The following is a 17,359-nucleotide window of genomic DNA, read 5'->3' on the forward strand; positions in this document are numbered from 1 at the left end:
CGGCAGGAAGCGGTCGGTGCGCAGGTCATACAGACTCACGGGTGCGGCGTCATGGTGATGAAGTCGGTTCATGGTCATACCCTCAGCAGCTTGGCGCGGCTGTTGCCCCACAGGGGGTTGATGATGGCGCGGGTGCCCCAGATGCCGGTCACCATGCTGGAGATGAGCCCCAGGATCAGGGTGATGGAGAAGCCCTGCAGCGGCCCGGAGCCGATGGCATAGAGCACCACGGCGCAGATGAGGGTGGTGATGTTGGCATCGAAGATGGTGCGAAACGCCGAGCGATAACCAAAGTCGATGGCGTTGGCCAAAGACCCCCCTTCCCGCAGCCGGTCCTTGATCCGCTCAAAAATCAGCACATGGGTATCCACCGCCATGCCGACGGTGAGCACCAGACCGGCGATCCCCGGCAGGGTCAGCACGGCCCCCGGCAATACCGCCAGCATGCCCACCTGCATCAGCAGGTTGGCAACCAGCGCCGTGATGGCGACCCAGCCGAACTTGCGATACCAGGCCATCATGAACAGCATCATGCCCGCCATGCCGAACGCCAGGGCGGTGAAGCCCGCCTCGATGTTCTGCAGACCCAGGGTCGGGCCTATGCTGCGCTCCTCCAGGATCTTCAGCGGCGCGGTGAGGGCCCCGGCCCGCAGCAGCATGGCAAGCTCCTGGGCCTCGGGCAGGCTGCCAATCCCGGTGATGCGGAACTGGTTGCCAAGGGCGGTCTGGATGGTGGCGACGTTGATCACCTCGCTTCGGGCGCGCAGCTTGCCTTCGGCGTTGGTCTTGTACTCGGTGAAGACGGTGGCCATGGGCTTGCCCACGTGCTGGCGGCTGAACTGGTTCATCTTGCTCCCCCCCAGGGTGTCGAGCACGATGTTGACCTGGGGCTGCCCCATCTCCCCCATGTTGGCGCGGGCATCGACGATGTGCTCGCCGCTCAGCACCGGCTGGCGGGCCAGCCCCACTGCCTGGCCGCTGCGATCCGCCATGAAGAAGCGGCTGTCGGCCTTGGCTTCATAGAAGGCCAGGGACGCGGTGGCGCCGATCACCTCTTTCGCCTGCTTGGGGTTGTGCACCCCCGGCAGCTCGATGCGGATGCCGTCCTGCCCCTGACGCACCACCGAGGCCTCGACGATGCCGAGCTCGTTGATCCGCTTTTTCAGGATCGACAGGTTCTGGGTCACGGCGTTGTTCACCAGCAGGGTGCGCTCGGCGTCGCTCAGCACCAGGGTCAGTGCATTGCCGGAACGGCTCAGTGTCCACTGATCCTGGCGGGTACCGGCACTCTCCTTGATGATGGAGAGCCAGGCCTCCTGCCCCGTCACGTCGGGCAGGGTGACGGCCACGCTCCCCTGGGCGGTGCGCATCACGCTGGCGCCGCGCAGGTTGGCCTCGCGAAAACGGGTGCGCAGGGTATCCACCAGGTTCTTGGTCTGGTTGTCGATGACAAAATCCACGTCCACCCCGATCAGCAGCTGGGAGCCACCGCGCAGGTCCAGCCCGAGCTTGATGGGATCGGCGCCGAGCCGGCTGATCCAGGCCGGGGCGTTGGAGTAGAACTCCAGGGTCAGGGCGGCGCTGTCCAGCCCCTGCTGCTCCAGCAACTGCTTGGCCAGTTGCTGCTCCCCCTGGCTGGCGAACACCAGCGCTATCCGGCCACCCTGGGCGATCTGCTTGAGGGGGTCGATGTGGTTCTCGGCCAGCAGGGTGCGCTGCGCGTCGCTCAGGCGCGACTGGCCGTGCAGACCGAGGGAGGGCTGCTCACCGAAGAAGGTGGGCAGGGAATAGAACGCGAACGTGACCAGCATCAGCAGCAACAGGGCGTACTGCCACAGGCTCATGCGGTTCAACACGGTATGACTCTTTTTTCTCATGAAATCGGCCTCTGTCAGGCGATGGCAAGGGGCGACACCGGGGTCGCGCCGTGCAAAAAAATGAAACAAGACAGCCTAGCCGTTCACTAAAAGTGAACAGCAACAGAGAGAAGATGAGGCAACAGGTGGCAAGCTGACCCCATCGGGGTCAGGCGAGGAAGCTCTGGGCGAAGCGGTACTGCAGATGCCGGCGCTGCAGGCGGCGCCTGTGAATGCCGGCGAAGTGATCGCGAAAGCTCGTCCCCGGGTAGAAGAGGGCGGCATAGAACAGCAGGCCGCACAGCAGCAGCAGGATCGCCTGCTGGGACCAGCTCATCACCAGCTCGTAGACCACGCTGCCGGGCTGATGATCGCGGCTCAGGGAGTGCTCGAGGCGCAGCAGGTGATTCTGGTGGGAGCCGACGAACTTGACGATGCCATCGTCACTGCCGCTGACGCCGTGGGCCGCCGGGCTTGCGTCGGCAGGCGCCGCCCCCTCCGCCAGCGAGTGGGCCTGCTGGGCCGAGGGCTGGAACGCGGGTACCTTGACCCCCTCCACCGAGAGGGTAGAGAACAACAGTGCGAGGGTGATGAGCAGGGTCATCGCCGCCAGTTTCACGTTGTCGGTCAGGTTCAAAAGTTAATTCCCACACAATAGAAAGGGCAAGCTACCACAGCCTGCCCCACAAGAACAAGGGCGGCAGGCCCGGGGCCCGCCGCCCTTGTGTTGTCTCATCGCGTCCTCAGCGGCTGCGGGTCATGCCCTCGAAGTCCTCGGCATAGTCCTTGAGCAGGGTGTAGAGGTGGGCCCGCTGGGAGAGATCCATGGAGTGGCTGAGATCACTCAGCCACTGGATGGTGCGCTGGCGGGACTGGTCCGTGTAGCCGGTGAAGCGGCCATCCATCAGGCCGTCCCCCTGCTGGAGCAAGCGGGTCAGCTCCTGGCCGAAATCCGGGCTCTGGCGCTGTTTCATCAGCCGATCCAGCTCCTTGGTCCAGGCCTCCTGAAAGTCGAGCCAGGGGGCCATCATCTCGTATTGCCACTCGGCCCACTGCGTGATGAGGGGCTCCTGGGCCGGCTTCACCTTGCCAATCCAGAACACCAGGCGCTCGTTCATCTTCTCCCGAAAGCCCTTGATCATCTCGGCCTTCGACTGGGTGGCAAAATCGTGCTGACGCTCCTGCTGGCGCGTCACCCGATCGGCCATGAAGCGAGCCACCTGCTCGTCGGTCAGGGTCTTGGCGAGGCGCACCGTGCGGGGAATGGCGTTCTCCAGGGTACGGGTCAGGCTCGCCTGGGTTCTGTCCAGATGCAGGGTCACCTGGGCAGGGCTCATGGGGCTGGCCACCGCCTTGGCCAGGGCGTCGAGATCCCGGGCATAGATGGGCAGCTCATGCTGCCGGTGCCAGGCCATCAGCCCCTTCACCTCCTGGTCCAGCAGCTTCTTCTGGCTGCGGTCCAGGGAGAAGTAGTCGTCCAGTTGCCAGACGATGGCCGAGTCGAGCCAGTAGTAGATCACCCGGGTGGCGCAACCCGTCAGCAGCAGGCAGAGCAGCAGCAGGCTCCAGCTACGCGGTTGACGCCATGAGAATGTGGTCACCATGCATGCCTCCCATTCATTGAATACACGCGTCGCGCGGGCCGTTGCCGGGCATCACTCCAGGCGCTGGCGGTTGATGTCGATCAGGGCCTGATACTCGGGCCCGGGTTGCTGTTCGGCCATCAGCAGCGCCCACAGCAGGCCGATGTAATCGACCCAGGGCAGGAAGGCATCGGCCTGGAATCCCCGGGGCCCCAGCCCCGTCGCTGCCCCGTCCATGGCTTCAAGATAGCAGCTCTCCAACTGGCACCGCTGCTCTTCGCTCCAGCCGTGGGTGCGCTGAATGCTGGCGACCTCGAACCCAGGATGACCGGCGGCGCCGTACTCCCAGTCGATGACCCAGGGCCGCGCCCCCAACAAGTTAGCCGGATTGAGATCGTGATGGCAAGGGAGCCAGCAGTCGTCCGGCTCCCGGCTCGCGAGCAGGGCCCGCTCCAGGGCGGGCAGCCAGGGAGGGATATGGGCCAGACGCTGCCGATACCCGCCGCTGTGGGCCCGCACCGCCATCACCACGGTCGGCACCGGCAGGCGGTGCAGCCGCACCAGCACATCCGCCATCAGGCGGGGCTGCGCGGCGAGAGGCGGCGCCTGCTCGGCCCAGTTGGGTTCGTCGCACCACGCCAGCAGCATCAGGCCGGTGGCGGGATCGCCGTGATGACAGGGCAACGCCAGCCCCTGCCCCACCGCCCCCTGGTAGAGCTGCCACTCGGTGGCCCGGTCGATGCCAAGGCGCACCGGATCCGGATGACCGCGGCGCAGGAAGGCCTGCTCGCCAGTGGGGAGACAGAGCCGGTAGTTGCCGTTGGTCAGGCCCTGGCCCAGCGGCTCAAGGCGCCCCTGATCCCAGGGCGCCGGCAGGCTGGCGAGGAGCGCCAGCTCCGCCAGATCCCCCTGCCCCCGCGGGTCCTCACCAGCCAAAGGTGGACTTCTTGGCCTGTTTGCGGATCTCTTTCTGATCGGCCCACAGCAGTTCGCCGTTCTCCACATCCATCAGGTTCATGGTCATCTGGTAGTAGACGTCCTTCACCTTGCCGTTGTCCTTGACGATGCTGGCGAGGTTGCCATAGACCATGTAGCGGGCACCGGTCTGCTTGCCGAGCCGCACCATGGTGGCGGGATCCACCATGCCGCTGCCCTGCTGGTATTCGAGCTGCTGCTTGACCGCCGCCACCTTGCTCATGTCCACGAAGCGGAACTTGCCCGAGCGCAGCAGCTTGGTGCGGATAGTGTCGGTGATGGCCTCGGTGTCGATGTGCTCCGAGGTCTTGTTGCGGATGGAGTCCATGAACATCACCGGGCGGCCCCCGGCGGTGATCTCGCTGGTGGCCGGGGACGCCAGCATGGAATCCGCCATCTTGTCGGCGATGGCCTGCAAGTCGGAGGAGCCGTAATCGACGGTCACCGTCTCGGTCTCGGTGGGATCGCCATAGCTGACGGTGGTGCTGGAGCAGCCGCCCAGCAGCAGGGCGCCGGTCAGGATCAGCAGGGCATGATTCATTTTCATCAGTAGGATTCCTCCATCACTTCGCGAACGTAAATCCGGTAACCCCGGGCGGCCGGGCTCGGCGCCAGGGCGGACAGGGTGCGGGTCTGGTAGCCATGCAACTTGAGGGGGGTCCAGCCGCGGCCATCGCTGGCCACCTCCTGCCCCGCGTCGTCATACCAGTAGAAGAGATATTGCAGCCTGTTGTCACCACGCTGGGTGCTGGCCGCCGCCACGTTGACCTGCAACAGGCCGTTCTGCTGGCGCCGGCTGAGTTCGGTCAGGGTGACGTTGACGTTTTGATGCTGCTCGGCCACCGCCGCCGCACCGGCCGCGCCATAGAGCGCCACGCCGGAAGTATTGGTGGCACAGCCCGTCAGCAGCAGAACCAGGCCCAGGGCCAACTCTTGTGCTTTCATCTTGTTCTCCTTGCCGGTGGCCGTCGGCCCGACCGGTCATTCATCTGAGTTGCCATATCCGGTTCCCCCTAGAGGGGCATCACCCGGGTCGTGAGACCGCTCCCCAGGCGCTGTACCCACACCAGGGTGGTGCGCCCGGCGTGGACGCTGAGTGGCAGGGTGCGCATGGCGCTGCCCGCCCCCAGGGTCAGGGTGACGTTCCCGGCCGGGACCATCCCCTGCCAGCTCGAGGCCTTGGCGGGCAGCGTCAGCCAGCTGCGGGTATCCGCCCGCTCCGAGAGGGTGTTGAAGATCCCCACCAGGATGTTGCCCACATCCCCCCCCTCCTTGGCGGCGGTGCGCCGTACCTGCTCCTTGGCCACCAGCCGCAGGGCCTGCCGGGTCAGCATGCCAGGCAGCCGCTCCTGCAGATCCTTGGCCGCCAGCGCCTCCAGCCTCACCAGCTCGCTGGTCTGCGCCACCCCCTTGCCCACCGACAGGGTGAGCGGGGCGCCGTCGCTGGCCCGATTGTCGTAATAGGGCACCGCCACGGTAAAGGTACGAAAATCGCCGCTGGAGGTGGAGATGGGCAGCGGCAGGAAGAGCTCACGGCGCGCCGGGATGAGGCCATCTTCAAACAGCACCACCAGCTGGCCCTGATCCTTGGCCAAGGGCGGCGCCTTGCGGCCCATCCGTTGCTCGGTCTCCTTGAGCTCCTCGGGAGAGCCGCGAAGCCGGGCCAGGCGCAGCAGGGCATCCTGCAGGCTCTGGTTGTCCGGCGCTATCTGATAGCCGCGCTGGTAATCGACCCAGGCGTCGTTGAGATCCCCGGCCGCCTCGTAGAGCACGCCGGAGAAATAGAAGGTGTAGGCGTTCTGGAAACCGTTTTTCACCTGGCCTATCAGGCGATCGAGCTCGGGGGCGCCGCGCGACATCAGCTGGCGCATCTCCCCGGCTTCGTCCTCCTGCTCCCCCTCCTGCGCGGCCTTGCGCACCTCGTCGGCCCGCCGTTTAAGGGCCTGCTCCTGCACCTGGTTGGCACGGCGCACCTCTACCAGGGCGCCGTCGGCATCCCCGCGCTGCAAGTAGTTGAGCGCCAGATAGTGGTGCAGCATGGTGCGCTCGTAATCGGGCGCCTGGTAAGCCAGGGTCTGATCGTTGGTGAGCAGGCTGCCCGCCTGGGCCAGTCCCTGGCTCAGGCGGTACTCGGCCTGACTGTCTTCCCACGCAAGCCGGCTGTCGGCGGCGGCAAAGGCCTGCTTGCTGGGGCCGTCCTGACCCGCCAGCCAGGCGATGCGCCCCTTCTCCAGCTGGTCGAGCACGAAGGTGTCGTCCCCCGGGGTCGATTCGCGCACCTCGGGTAGGGCCTCGGCGGCATGGCCCAGTAGCAGCTGGTTGCGCAGGGGCACCATCTGATCCGAGTAGGAGACGAACATGTCTTTCCACTGGGAAGCACAGCCCCCCAGCAGCAGACCGGCCAACAGCAGGCCGGTCGACGGGACGAGGCGCATCACAGGCTCAGCAGGGGTCCCAGGGGCTCGCCACCGACCAGGTGCAGGTGGATGTGATAGACCTCCTGCCCGCCGTGGCGGTTGCAGTTCATGATGAGGCGGTAGCCGTCCTCGGCGATGCCCGCGTCGCTGGCGAGCTTGCGGGCCACGGTGAACATCCGGCCCAGCGCCAGCTCGTGATCCGGCTCCACATCGTTGACGGTGGGGATGAGCACGTTGGGAATGATCAGGATATGGGTCTTAGCCTTGGGCTGGATGTCGCGAAACGCGGTCACCAGATCGTCTTGATAAAGGATGTCGGCGGGGATCTCCTTGCGGATGATTTTGCTGAAAATGGTTTCTTGCGCCATGGGTAACTCCTTTATAGGAAAAAGAAAATTCAATACAAAGCTCAAGCGGCTCCCAAACAGGCCGCCGCAACGCGCCAAGTGTGACACAAGCCGACATTTGGCACAGCCGTTGTCCCAATCGCTTCAGTTATTGTGAAGAATACCGATAGCGAGGAGACGTCCCGCGAACCACAACGGCATCCCCTTCGGGGCATGCAGGGTATCAAAGGGACGGGGTACTCAGGCAAGGGACTTTTGCACAGACAGCGGGACAATAATGAAACAAACAATGTCAGACCTCTCGATCCTACAGAGAGTCTATCTGGGCTTTGCCATCCTGGTCGCCGTCATGGTCGCCAGTGCGGTACTGACCTTTCGCGGCCAGAGCGAACTCAGCGGCGCCCTGGATCAGGTGACCCAGGAGTCCATGCCGCTGGTACTCGCCAGCAGCCAGACCCAGATAAGCCTGCTCAGCGCCAACAAATGGCTCACCGACGTGCTGACCGAGCAGGATCTCAAGCAACTGCCGGCGGAAGTGGCCGAGTTGCAACAGGCCAAGGGCCAGGTCGACAAGATGGTCGCCAGCCTCAAGCAGCAGGTGGCGGTGCATCCCCAATTGCAGGCGGACATGACAGTCCTCGTCAAGCTGGTGGATGACTACCTGCAACTGACCCAGACCCTGCCCGGCGAACACGAGGCCCTGCTCACCCGGCTGCACAAGGTCAATCAGGCCAAGGGCCAGTTCCAGGTCAGCCTGCCCCAGTTCAAGAAGAACCTGGGGGACATGATGGTCACCATCGACGACAGCTTCATCAAGATGCTCTCCGAGACCCTGACCACCAAGCTATCCGCCATCGAGCTCTCCACCATGGATGCCCTCAACCAGAGCATCCCCGCCCCCATCGAGGCGGCGCTCAAGCGCAACAAGATGCAGATCGAGGGCTTCAACAGCACCATCAAGGATCTCCAGGGGGAGCTCAAGGACTTCGACAACAACATGGGCCACTACGTCCATGGCTTCGTGCGCGACACCACGGGCAATGACGGCGTGCTCTCCCAATACCTGGCCCTGATGAAGCAGCAGCAGGCCATGCGCGAGCAGAGCAAGCAGGCTAGCCAGCTCATCCTCAGCATCCAGAACAAGCTGGAGGGGATCACCGCCCAGAGCCAGCAGCTGATGAACGCCAGCATCCAGGCCTCCGATCGGGTGCAGACCCAGAGTACCCTGACCCAGGGGATCAGCATCGCCATCGCCATCTTCGTCGCCATCCTGGTGGCCTTCACCCTGGGCAAGGCCATCCGCCGCCCCCTGAAAGAGCTGCTGCGGGTGCTGACCGAGGTGACCCAGGGTGACATGACCCAGCGCGTCGGCTTCAAGAGCCAGAACGAATTCGGCCAGCTCGCCAGCCAGATCAACCTGCTGATCCACCAGATGGGGGATGTGCTCAAGCAGCTCTCCCAGGCGTCGACCCAGCTCAACAGCGCCGCCCACGACAACCGCCACACCACCGAATCGGTGCGGGCGGATCTGGAGAAACAGCGTCAGGAGACCGCCTCGGTCGCCGCCGCCATGACCCAGATGGAGGCCTCGGTGCGGGAGGTGGCCCAGGCCGCCAACCAGACCCTGGAGCGGGTGCAGGATGTGGAGAAAGCCTCCGAGATGGGGCGCAAAGTGATGGCAGGCAACATCACCACCACCCACCAGCTCGCGGGCAAGCTGCAGCAGACCGGCAAGGTGATTGGCGACGTGAGCGCCATGAGCGGCCAGATTGGCAACATCCTCGACGTCATCCGCGGCATCGCCGAGCAGACCAACCTGCTGGCCCTCAACGCCGCCATCGAGGCGGCCCGCGCCGGCGAGCAGGGACGCGGGTTTGCGGTGGTGGCCGACGAGGTGCGCAACCTGGCTGGCCGCACCGCCCAGTCCACCAGCGAAATCCAGACCATGATCGAGAACCTGCAGCAAGGCGTCGCCCGGGCAGTCAACGTGATGCAGGAGTGCTCCCGCGAGATGGACAGTTGCGTGGATCAGAGCTCCCAGGCCAACAACGCCATGGAAGAGGTACAGGGCATCGTGGTGCTCATCAGCGACATGTCCAGCCAGATAGCCTCCGCCGCCGAGCAGCAGCAGGCCACCAGCGCCGACATCGCCACCAACCTCAACCGCATCTCCGACATCTCGGATCTCAACTATCAGGGCATAGAGCGGGTCGCCGAGACCAGCAAGCAGCTCGACTCCCTTGCCGAGCAGCAGGAGGGGCTGGTCCAGCGCTTCCGCCTCAGTGCCTGATGGCCACGACCCGATACGACAAGGCCCCGCATTGGCGGGGCCTTTTCATGGCAGCGAAGAACCTGGCTCAGGCGTAGGCGATGGCGCCCTTGCCGACCCCTTCATAGGCGACAATCTTGACGAACTTGTCCCCTACCTGCTTCTTCACCTCGCGGGCGATGTAGTGGGCCAGCAGCTCGATGGTAGTGTCGGTGTCGATCATCTCCACCTCCACCGCCGGCATGGCGAGCTGGAACAGCCCCTGGGGCGCCACGTACTTGAAGCCGATGTAGTGAGCGTCCCCTTCTTTCAGTGACGCCTCGGCCCGCTTGCTCAGGGCGAGTTCGCCAAGGGCCACTCTGTCCTCTTCGGTGCCCAGGTAGATGTCGGCCCAGCGCTCGGCCCAGTTGAACTCCAGCTCCTCGTCACGCTCTCCATCCACCAGGATCTCGACGGGAGAGCGGTGGCCGTGGGCGATGCGCTGGCAGTTGCCGTCGTGCTTCTTGAGGCCGTGGCTGTAGTGGTAGAAGGCGCCCTCGATGCGCTCCGAACGCAACGTCAGGGAGAGATCCTTGATGTTGCCGGGCAGACGCTTGGCCAGTACCCCCAGCAGATAGCGGGTCACCGACTCTTTATCCACCTGGGGGGCGGGAATGAAGGCAAACCCTTGGGTCGGGCAGCGCAGGTGGATGGCGCGACCCGGACGCAGCAGATCCACGGTACTCTCGTCGTTGTCCAGCGCGTGGACATGGACCAGGGGACATTCCGTCGGCACCAGCAGCTTGTGATCCACCTCTTCATCGATGATCGACTTGATGAGCTTCTTCACCCGACCGAAGTCCAGCAACATGCTCATCTCGTTGAGCTCGCCGCTCATCTCGATGTCCACCAGCCAGCTCTCGCCCACCATGCCGCGGCGCTCGCATAAATAGCTGGAATCGATCACAGTCAAATCTCTAACAAATAACTTCATTACTCAGGCCTTGCTACAGAGAAAGTGCAGTTTGCGATATTATGACCCCGGATTATCGGCAAAGGAACTGGAACCCCCCATGAACAAATTGCTTATCAAGAATGCCACCCTGGTCAACGAAGGCCGCATCTATGCCTCCGACGTCCTGATCGAGGGTGAGCGGATCGCCCGCGTCGCCCCGGACATCAGCGCCCCCGATGCCGTGGTGATCGATGCCGCAGGCCGTCACCTCATCCCCGGGATGATCGACGATCAGGTCCACTTCCGGGAGCCCGGCCTGACCCACAAGGGGACCATCGCCAGTGAATCCCGGGCCGCCGTCGCCGGTGGCACCACCAGTTTCATGGAAATGCCCAACGTCAATCCCCAGACCACCACCATCGACGCCCTCGAAGCCAAATACCAGATAGCCGCCAACTCCGCCGCCGCCAACTACAGCTTCTACCTGGGTGCCACCAACGACAACCTGGAAGAGATCAAGAAGCTCGATCCCAAGCAGTCCTGCGGCATCAAGATCTTCATGGGGGCCTCCACCGGCAACATGCTGGTGGACAATCAGGAGACACTGGCGGCCATCTTCCGCGAGAGCCCGGTGATGATCGTCACCCACTGCGAGGACACTCCGTCCATCAAGGTGCTGGAAGACGAGGCCCGCGCCAAGTGGGGCGAGGATGTGCCGATGCGCGAGCACGGCCGCATCCGCAGCGCCGATGCCTGCTACAAATCCTCCAGCATGGCGGTCTCCCTGGCCAAGCAGTACGGCGCCAAGCTGCACGTGCTGCACCTGACCACGGCGAAAGAGCTCTCGCTCTTTACCGCCACCCCGGATCTGAAGGATCTCAAGGACAAGAACATCACCGCCGAAGTGTGCGTCCACCACCTCTTCTTCAACGAGGCGGACTACGACACCCTGGGCAGCCAGATCAAGTGCAACCCGGCGGTGAAGAGCGCTGCCGACCAGCACGCCCTGCTGGATGCGGTACGCAACGACGTGCTCGACATCATCGCCACCGACCACGCTCCCCACACCTGGGAAGAGAAGCAGAACAGCTACTTCAAGGCACCGTCCGGCGTGCCCCTGGTGCAGCACTCCCTGCAGGCGCTGCTGGAGCTCTACCACAACGGCGTCTTCTCGCTGGAAACCATCGTCAAGAAGACCTCCCACGCGGTGGCCGAGCGCTTCCAGGTGCAGGATCGCGGCTACATCCGGGAAGGTTACTTCGCCGACCTGGTGCTGCTGGATCTCGGCAAGCCCTACGTGGTCACCGACAGCAACCTGCTCTACCTGTGCGGCTGGTCCCCGTTCAACGGCTACCGCTTCCAGAGCACCATCGAGATGACCCTGGTGAACGGACAAATAGCCTGGCAGAACGGCCAAGTCACCGACAAGGTATTGGGCAAGCGACTCACCTTCAACCGCTGATCTGGATGATGACCGCTTCCAGCGCGCCCTGCTTGAGATGACCCTGGTCAACGGGCAAATAGCCTGGCAGAACGGCCAAGTCACCGACAAGGTATTGGGCAAGCGTCTCACCTTCAACCGCTGATCTCGGCTTGAGAGCATCACGCCAAACGGCCACCTCCGGGTGGCCGTTTTTCCTGCAAGACAGCGGTGAGGTGCCGACAAAATGCACCACTGGTCGCACTTTGATCCGAAGTTGCTCGCAAAGCAGGCAAACGATCTCGAACCTGAATTTCCCCTGTTGACAGGGTCGGGGCATCTCCATAAACTCCCTCCCCGTCAGCCGAGCTGACTCCGTCGGTGTGTAGCGCAGCCAGGTAGCGCATCTGCATGGGGTGTAGAGGGTCGGAGGTTCGAATCCTCTCACACCGACCAAATTCCCCGAGAAAGGCCTTGTCAGACGACAAGGCCTTTTCTTTTATGGTCTTCCACCGCGATTGTCTCTCCGATCCCTTTGTGCTGTAGTAAAACCCCCTTTGCCAAGCGGCCCGCATCATGTTGCCTTCCCTTCGTACTTTCTGCACCCTTGCCCTCAGCGCCCTGCTGGTCGGCCAGCTCGCGGGCTGCGCCACCGCCTATGACAGTGAAAAATCGTTCTGGAATGGCCAGACCGGTTTTTCACAGACCCAGCTTGGCCCGGCCCGCTGGCAACTGGAGTTTGTGGGAAACGATCTGGTGGACAGGGAAACGGCGCGCAAATACGTGCTCAAGCGGGCCGGTGAGGTGGCACTGGCAAAGGGATACCCCTGGATTCGGGTCGAGACGCTGACCCTGTCGCGGGATGCCGTCAGGGTCACCCCGACCCGCCCCCAATTCGGGTTCGACGAGTACGAGCCAGACACCTTCATGGACGACATGCAGGTGGAACATCGCACCTCGGCCCTGCTCGTCTTCACCCTGGAGGCCAGCCCCCGGGACGCACAGAGCATGGAAGCCGTTTATCTCGCAAAAATTAAAATAAACAGCGATTAATACAAATAAATCACAAGATGCATATCAAATGCAGCTAACAATAGCGCAAAACTCCGAAACAAGTCACTGGATTTCCCCTTCGCGATTAGGCATGCTCCAGCACACCGGCTGTCTGGATTCCACCGCCCGGATCACAAAAAAGGACTGAGGCGGCCCCTCGCCGCCTGCACAGGCATTGCACCTATCGAAACCGGAACTCCCCCATGAAAATGAACAAGTTGACCGTTGCCATCCTCATTGCGATGTTGCTTGGCATCGTGACCGGGCAGGGTTATCGCCTGCTCGCGCCCGCACAGGCCGCAGGCTTTGCCGATGACATCACCCTGCTGACCGACATCTTCCTGCGCCTCATCAAGATGATCATCGCCCCCCTGGTGTTCACCACGCTCGTGGTCGGCATCGCCAAGATGGGTGACACCCGCACCGTGGGCCGCATCGGCGTCAAGACCCTGGGCTGGTTCATGCTCGCCTCCCTGATGTCTCTGACCCTGGGGCTGGTCATGGTCCACCTGATGCAACCTGGGGTGGGGCTCTCCCTCTCCCTGCCCGATGACGGCGCCAGCTCCGGCGTGCTTGCCACCGCCATCTCCCTCAAGGATTTCGTGACCCACGCCATCCCGAAAAGCGTGGTCGAGGCGATGGCCACCAACGAGATCCTGCAGATCGTGGTCTTCTCCCTCTTCTTCGGGCTGGCCGCCGCCGCCCTGGGGGACGACGCCAAGCCCGTGGTCAAGCTGATGGCCAGCGGCGCCGAGATCATGCTCAAGGTGACCGGCTACGTGATGAACTTCGCCCCGTTCGCGGTGTTTGGCGCCATCGCCGCCATGGTCGCCAAGGAGGGGCTCGGCATCCTCGCTACCTATGGCACCTTCATGGCCCAGTTCTATCTGGCGCTCGGCTGCCTATGGCTGCTGCTCATCGCCATGGGCAGCCTCTTCATCCGCCGCCGCATCCTGACACTGCTCGCCCTCATCCGCGAGCCCATCCTGCTGGCCTTCTCCACCGCCAGCTCCGAGGCCGCCTACCCCAAGACCCTGGACAGGCTGGAGAAATTTGGCTGTGACAAGCGCATCGCCAGCTTCGTGCTCCCCATGGGCTACTCCTTCAACCTGGACGGTTCCATGATGTACTGCACCTTCGCGGTGATGTTCATCGCCCAGGCCTATGGCATCGAGCTCTCCACGGCCCAGCAGATCACCATGCTGCTGCTGCTGATGGTCACCTCCAAGGGAATGGCCGGGGTGCCCCGCGCCTCCCTGGTGGTGATTGCCGCCACCCTCAACCAGTTCCACATCCCGGAAGCGGGCATCCTGCTGCTGCTCGGTATCGACCACTTCCTCGACATGGGGCGCTCCGCCACCAACGTGCTGGGCAACGCCATCGCCGCGAGCGTGGTGGCCAAGAGCGAAGACAGCCTGGGGGAGACCGCCCCCCTCGGCGAGGTGGACACCGCCAAGGCGTGATCCCCCCTGACCCCCATGACAACGGCCCGCTTCTGCGGGCCGTTGTCATATGCCTGATGGGGCACGCCGCGCCTCAGCACCAGCGCCTGACCTGTCGGCAATAGTCGTCATAGGCATCGCCGAATTGTCGCCGCAGCGCCTGCTCCTCCGCCAGGATCTGGAAGCGGGTAAGCCAGCCCCAGAGCAGCAGCGGCCCGAGCCACACTGCCATGCCTCCCAGATAGCACGCCAGCGCCAGGGTCCAGCAGAGCAGCCCCAGGTACATGGGATTGCGGCTGATGCGATAGACGCCCCGGGTCACCAGCACCCGGCTGCTCTCCAGCCGCTGGGGGTGCACAGTGGTGCGCTGCTGCCAGAAATGCAGAAGCGCACCGCCCCCCAGCAGGGCTCCCGCCAGCCACAGCGTGGCGACCAGCACCAGCCACAGGGGCGCCGCCCTCCCCTCACCCCGCCCCAGCCACATGGCGAGCACGATGACGACGAACAGCAGCAACGGTGGAATCCGCAACGTCAGCTTCATATTTTCTTCCTGCAACACGTGCCACGATTGACGCCGTTGAGATACACTCCCAGAGTCGGCATCTGGATAAAAAGTGAAATATATCATTAGCATAGCAACATGCTATGACCAGCCCTGCCGCAGCTCGCCTCAGCGATGAGCCCAGCCTCAACTCAAGACAATAAGAAAGGACTTGCCCCATGCACAAGAAAACACTGCTCGCGACCCTGATTTTTGGCCTGCTGGCCGGCCAGGCGGTCGCCGCCCCCTATCTGCCGCTCGCCGACGACCACCGCAACGGTCAGGAACAGACCGCCGCCAACGCCTGGCTGGAAGTGGATCTCGGTGCCTTCGAGCACAACATCCAGACCCTGAAGAATCGCCTCGGTGACAAGGGCCCGCAGATCTGCGCCATCATGAAGGCGGACGCCTACGGTCACGGCATCGACCTGCTGGTCCCTTCCGTGGTCAAGGCAGGCATCCCTTGCATCGGCATCGCCAGCAACGAAGAAGCACGTGTTGCTCGCGAGAAGGGCTTCGAAGGTCGCCTGATGCGGGTGCGGGCCGCCACCCCGGATGAAGTGGAGCAGGCCCTGCCCTACAAGCTGGAGGAGCTCATCGGCAGCCTGGAGAGCGCCAAGGGGATCGCCGGCATCGCCCAGCGCCATCACACCAACATCCCGGTGCACATCGGCCTGAACTCCGCCGGCATGAGCCGCAACGGCATCGATCTGCGCCAGGACGATGCCAAGGCCGATGCCCTGGCCATGCTCAAGCTCAAGGGGATCACCCCGGTCGGCATCATGACCCACTTCCCGGTGGAGGAGAAAGAGGACGTCAAGCTGGGGCTGGCCCAGTTCAAGCTGGACTACCAGTGGCTCATCGACGCCGGCAAGCTGGATCGCAGCAAGCTCACCATCCACGCCGCCAACTCCTTCGCCACCCTGGAAGTGCCGGAAGCCTACTTTGACATGGTGCGCCCTGGCGGTATCATCTATGGCGACACCATTCCCTCCTACACCGAGTACAAGAAGGTGATGGCGTTCAAGACCCAGGTCGCCTCCGTCAACCACTACCCGGCGGGCAACACCGTCGGCTATGACCGCACCTTCACCCTCAAGCGCGACTCCCTGCTGGCCAACCTGCCGATGGGCTACTCCGACGGCTACCGCCGCGCCATGAGCAACAAGGCCTATGTGCTGATCCATGGCCAGAAGGCCCCCGTCGTGGGCAAGACTTCCATGAACACCACCATGGTGGACGTCACCGACATCAAGGGGATCAAACCCGGTGACGAGGTGGTCCTGTTCGGACGCCAGGGTGATGCCGAGGTGAAACAATCTGATCTGGAGGAGTACAACGGTGCCCTCTTGGCGGACATGTACACCGTCTGGGGCTACACCAACCCCAAGAAGATCAAGCGCTAAGCAAATTGCTGACATGAAAAAGGGCCCCCTATGGAGCCCTTTTTTTTTACTGCGCCGTTCACGCCGTCTTTTTGCGGGTCATCAGCAGACTCAGTCCCATGGAGGCCAGCAGGATCAGCGCCACCACGCCAAGGGCGATGCCGGTCGGTATCTTGAAGATATCGAGCAGCAACATCTTGACCCCGATGAACATCAGGATCAGCGCCAGGCCGTATTTGAGCAGGGCGAAGCGATCGGCCACCCCGGCCAGCAGGAAGTACATGGCGCGCAGCCCCATGATGGCGAAGATGTTGGAGGTGAGCACGATGAAGGGATCCGTGGTCACCGCGAAGATGGCCGGGATACTGTCCACCGCGAAGATGAGGTCGCTCACCTCCACCAGCACCAGGATGAGCAGCAGCGGGGTCGCGTAGCGCACACCGTCACGCCAGACGAAGAACTTCTCCCCCTCCAGCGTCTCGGTCACCTTGAAGCGACGACGCATCCAGCCGAGCAGGGCATTGTTCTCGAGATCCGGCTCCTTGTCGGCCGCCCACAGCATCTTGGCACCGGTCAGCAGCAAGAAGGCCCCGAACAGGTAGAGGATCCAGTGGAACTGCTCGATGAGCCAGCTGCCCGCGAACACCATGCCCGCGCGCATCACGATGGCCCCCAGCACCCCGTAGAGCAGGACCCGGCGCTGCAGCTCCGCCGGGATGGCGAAGTAGCCGAACAGCATCAGCCAGACGAAGACGTTGTCCACCGCCAGTGCCTTTTCGATGAGGTAGCCGGTGAGAAACTCCAGCCCCTTCTGGTTCGCGATTTCGCGCCCGGCACTGTGATCCAGCCAGAGCCAGATGGCCAGGTTGAACAGGAGCGCCACGCTGACCCAGATGAGAGACCAGATGCCCGCCTCTTTCAGGGACACCTTGTGCGCCTTGCCGCCACCGACAAAGCGGATATCAATCCACAACAGGACCAGCACTATGCTGAAGAAACCGGTCCACATCCACCATTCACCCATGTTCACTTCTCCCAAAACGACAAAACCCACGGCCGGGAGGCAGTGGGTTCGCGTTTGGAGCAGATACACCTTGCCTCTCGGCAAGGTCTCACTTACAGCCGACTTGCGTCAAC

The 17,359-nt window shown here is 63.3% G+C and carries 17 protein-coding genes and 1 tRNA gene; 6 read left to right on the forward strand and 12 right to left on the reverse strand.

The features are described 5' to 3' along the window. Window positions 1–74 precede the first annotated feature (74 nt). The 8 genes from secD to hinT form a co-directional block, all read right to left on the reverse strand. Complete coding sequence (gene secD / locus ACNPAA_RS08470; RefSeq protein WP_041212853.1) at window positions 75–1,877, reverse strand: protein translocase subunit SecD; 1,803 nt, start codon at window positions 1,875–1,877, stop codon at window positions 75–77. Between the two features lie 148 nt (window positions 1,878–2,025). After that, window positions 2,026–2,493, reverse strand: coding sequence for a hypothetical protein (locus tag ACNPAA_RS08475; RefSeq protein WP_041212852.1), 468 nt, complete (start codon window positions 2,491–2,493; stop codon window positions 2,026–2,028). A 106-nt stretch (window positions 2,494–2,599) separates the two neighbouring features. Then, window positions 2,600–3,460 (reverse strand): DUF6279 family lipoprotein, encoded by an 861-nt coding sequence (locus ACNPAA_RS08480; protein WP_039038970.1) that lies wholly within the window; start codon window positions 3,458–3,460, stop codon window positions 2,600–2,602. Window positions 3,461–3,511: 51 nt separating this feature from the next. Beyond that, window positions 3,512–4,375: a phosphotransferase gene (locus ACNPAA_RS08485; protein ID WP_041212851.1), complete on the reverse strand. Its 864-nt coding sequence runs from the start codon at window positions 4,373–4,375 to the stop codon at window positions 3,512–3,514. Continuing rightward, the gene (gene lpoB / locus ACNPAA_RS08490) at window positions 4,365–4,961 is read right to left on the reverse strand and encodes a penicillin-binding protein activator LpoB (protein WP_010674346.1); all 597 of its coding nucleotides are present in this window, start codon (window positions 4,959–4,961) and stop codon (window positions 4,365–4,367) included. The genes ACNPAA_RS08485 and lpoB overlap by 11 nt, the downstream gene beginning before the upstream one ends. Further along, complete coding sequence (locus tag ACNPAA_RS08495; RefSeq protein ID WP_069785670.1) at window positions 4,961–5,359, reverse strand: YcfL family protein; 399 nt, start codon at window positions 5,357–5,359, stop codon at window positions 4,961–4,963. Before ACNPAA_RS08495 ends, lpoB begins: the two co-directional genes overlap by 1 nt. Window positions 5,360–5,427: 68 nt before the next feature. After that, window positions 5,428–6,849: a COG3014 family protein gene (locus ACNPAA_RS08500; protein WP_069785669.1), complete on the reverse strand. Its 1,422-nt coding sequence runs from the start codon at window positions 6,847–6,849 to the stop codon at window positions 5,428–5,430. Beyond that, window positions 6,849–7,199 carry a purine nucleoside phosphoramidase gene (gene hinT, locus ACNPAA_RS08505; protein ID WP_010674343.1) on the reverse strand — a complete coding sequence of 117 codons (351 nt, stop codon included), beginning with the start codon at window positions 7,197–7,199 and terminating at the stop codon, window positions 6,849–6,851. Before hinT ends, ACNPAA_RS08500 begins: the two co-directional genes overlap by 1 nt. A gap of 256 nt (window positions 7,200–7,455) precedes the next feature. Here hinT and ACNPAA_RS08510 point away from each other — a divergent pair, with 256 nt between their 5' ends. Then, a complete protein-coding gene (locus ACNPAA_RS08510; RefSeq protein WP_041212848.1) occupies window positions 7,456–9,468 on the forward strand; it encodes a methyl-accepting chemotaxis protein in 2,013 nt (670 codons plus the stop codon). A 67-nt stretch (window positions 9,469–9,535) separates the two neighbouring features. Here the strand turns inward: ACNPAA_RS08510 and ACNPAA_RS08515 are convergent, their stop codons facing one another. Then, entirely contained in the window at window positions 9,536–10,420 is an 885-nt protein-coding gene (locus ACNPAA_RS08515) for a 6-carboxytetrahydropterin synthase (RefSeq protein WP_161648123.1), read from the reverse strand. 79 nt (window positions 10,421–10,499) lie between these two features. Between ACNPAA_RS08515 and ACNPAA_RS08520 the strand changes: the two genes are divergently transcribed. After that, window positions 10,500–11,843 (forward strand): dihydroorotase, encoded by a 1,344-nt coding sequence (locus ACNPAA_RS08520; RefSeq protein ID WP_048207416.1) that lies wholly within the window; start codon window positions 10,500–10,502, stop codon window positions 11,841–11,843. Here the strand turns inward: ACNPAA_RS08520 and ACNPAA_RS08525 are convergent. Continuing rightward, window positions 11,833–12,147, reverse strand: a complete 315-nt coding sequence (locus tag ACNPAA_RS08525) for a hypothetical protein (RefSeq protein WP_041212845.1) — start codon at window positions 12,145–12,147, stop codon at window positions 11,833–11,835. The genes ACNPAA_RS08520 and ACNPAA_RS08525 overlap by 11 nt on opposite strands. A gap of 33 nt (window positions 12,148–12,180) precedes the next feature. On the opposite strand from ACNPAA_RS08525, the gene ACNPAA_RS08530 reads away from it, so the two are divergent. From ACNPAA_RS08530 to ACNPAA_RS08540, 3 genes are all read left to right on the forward strand, one after another. Further along, window positions 12,181–12,257: transfer RNA gene (locus tag ACNPAA_RS08530), tRNA-Pro, on the forward strand. A gap of 120 nt (window positions 12,258–12,377) precedes the next feature. Further along, complete coding sequence (locus ACNPAA_RS08535) at window positions 12,378–12,854, forward strand: CC0125/CC1285 family lipoprotein (RefSeq protein WP_041212844.1); 477 nt, start codon at window positions 12,378–12,380, stop codon at window positions 12,852–12,854. 203 nt (window positions 12,855–13,057) lie between these two features. Beyond that, window positions 13,058–14,317, forward strand: coding sequence for a dicarboxylate/amino acid:cation symporter (locus ACNPAA_RS08540; RefSeq protein WP_041212843.1), 1,260 nt, complete (start codon window positions 13,058–13,060; stop codon window positions 14,315–14,317). A gap of 73 nt (window positions 14,318–14,390) precedes the next feature. On the opposite strand, the gene ACNPAA_RS08545 is transcribed toward ACNPAA_RS08540, so the two are convergent. Further along, window positions 14,391–14,837 (reverse strand): methyltransferase family protein, encoded by a 447-nt coding sequence (locus tag ACNPAA_RS08545; RefSeq protein ID WP_010674336.1) that lies wholly within the window; start codon window positions 14,835–14,837, stop codon window positions 14,391–14,393. A gap of 179 nt (window positions 14,838–15,016) precedes the next feature. Between ACNPAA_RS08545 and alr the strand changes: the two genes are divergently transcribed. After that, window positions 15,017–16,243, forward strand: a complete 1,227-nt coding sequence (alr, locus tag ACNPAA_RS08550) for an alanine racemase (protein ID WP_041212842.1) — start codon at window positions 15,017–15,019, stop codon at window positions 16,241–16,243. 58 nt (window positions 16,244–16,301) lie between these two features. Here the strand turns inward: alr and ACNPAA_RS08555 are convergent, their stop codons facing one another. Further along, window positions 16,302–17,246: a TerC family protein gene (locus ACNPAA_RS08555; RefSeq protein WP_041212841.1), complete on the reverse strand. Its 945-nt coding sequence runs from the start codon at window positions 17,244–17,246 to the stop codon at window positions 16,302–16,304. Between the last annotated feature and the right edge of the window lie 113 nt (window positions 17,247–17,359).

Source organism: Aeromonas sp. PS2Canimalfood6 (assembly GCF_048276795.1).
In the GTDB taxonomy this organism is placed as follows: Bacteria; Pseudomonadota; Gammaproteobacteria; order Enterobacterales; family Aeromonadaceae; genus Aeromonas; species Aeromonas caviae.